A 1,636-nucleotide genomic window follows, 5' to 3' on the forward strand; every position below is an offset into this window, starting at 1 on the left:
GAACAAGTTTGTTGATTTTTTTATCTCTCCTGAATTCGTATAATAAGTGTATAACCTCTCTGAAAGTAGCGAAAAGATATTATCCCGCCCCTTTTTTTACAACACTAGACAACATATTTCCAACAATCACTATAAAACCACTTCTGATATACCAATATGACTAATAATATTAATATTGAAAAACGCACTTTTGACGATAGAGATGAATACAACCGAAAGCCTATTGCGGAAAAAGTAATTAGTCTTTTACAAAAAAGTTCTATATCAGTATCACCTATGATTATTGATGGAGGCTGGGGAACAGGTAAAACAGAATTTTGCCATAAATTGATTAACCTTATAAGTCAGGATGAACAGAAATTAAATCCAATTTACATCAATGCATTTCAAGCTGATCATGCGGATGAACCTTTAATGACATTGTTAGCATCCATTTTAAGTTTAATGGAAAAAAAAGAAAACTTTGATAGTAGTCCGTTTAAAAAACGTATTATTTCTGTTCTTAGATTTTCTTTAAAGACGATAGGTAAAACAAGTTTAATATGGGTATTCAAACAGGGAGTAGACGAGTTGAATGAAGGTCTCAAAGATGAAATGAATAAAACTGGAAATGAGATAATTAACAATACTGTTGATGCTTTACTAAAAGAACATAAAGATGCTAATAAAAATATTCAAGTATTACAGGACGCTTTAAAAAAGCTGACAGAAACTAGCTCTATCGTTATTTTTGTTGATGAGCTAGATCGTTGCCGACCTGACTTTGCAGTATCTATGCTAGAGAACATTAAGCATATCTTTAATGTTGATGGTGTGCAGTTTGTTTTGGTTACTAACTCAGAGCAATTAAGAGCCTCAATTAATCACTCTTACGGAACATCTATTGATGCCAAAAAATACTTAGATAAATTTATTAGATTCAGTTTTACGTTACCTGTTACCTTTCTACAAACCGGTAAAGATCAAGACTTATCAACAGAACATTTTTGTACATTAATTGAAGCTGATTTTCCTTCCTTATTAAACGATCAGATCAAATCTTTTTGGGTAGAATTATTTAAAAATAACCAACTCTCGCTACGTGAAGTTGAAACGTTCACAAAAAACTTAAAAATTTATAGCCTTCTAGCTTCCGACAAACTTGAATTTACTCAAGAAAACATTGGTGTTCCTATGCTCAAGATATTTGGAGTATTTATCTGTTCTTTTTTCCCAGAATTACAACCAAAAATATTAATAGATAATGAGGAACATAAAATCACAGCTGCCTTAAGACAAAAAACAATCCCTAATATAGAGACCAGTACAGATGTTTTTTGGACATTACCGGATCACATGGTTCAAATTATCTATGTGATGTTTTGGATGAACGCCAAGACGATAGATTCAAAAGATAACCCTTGGAAAAATAAAGACGCGTCTAAATACTGGGAAAACAATATTCGTAGATTATTTCCTTGTGCCATAAAAGAAGGGATAAATCATCAGGTTGACATTATTAAGAAAGTCATAAAGACGCTCATGCTTACCGATGATAATTAGAGTCCCTATAATGCCCTTAGGCCGCATTTTGCAAATTCTGCGGCGTACCGTTCATGTGGAGAATATATTGGCTCCCTACGGGACGTATTGATAA

1 protein-coding gene is annotated in these 1,636 nt (G+C 32.6%); it reads left to right on the forward strand.

Annotation, left to right across the window (positions count from 1 at the left end; all coding sequences use genetic code 11):
• Positions 1-156: 156 nt before the first annotated feature.
• Positions 157-1,542: a KAP family P-loop NTPase fold protein gene (locus CDZ78_RS20110; RefSeq protein WP_087871542.1), complete on the forward strand. Its 1,386-nt coding sequence runs from the start codon at positions 157-159 to the stop codon at positions 1,540-1,542.
• The last annotated feature ends 94 nt before the right edge of the window (positions 1,543-1,636 follow it).

Origin of the sequence: Bathymodiolus platifrons methanotrophic gill symbiont (assembly GCF_002189065.1) — a bacterium.
GTDB lineage: Bacteria > Pseudomonadota > Gammaproteobacteria > Methylococcales > Methylomonadaceae > Methyloprofundus.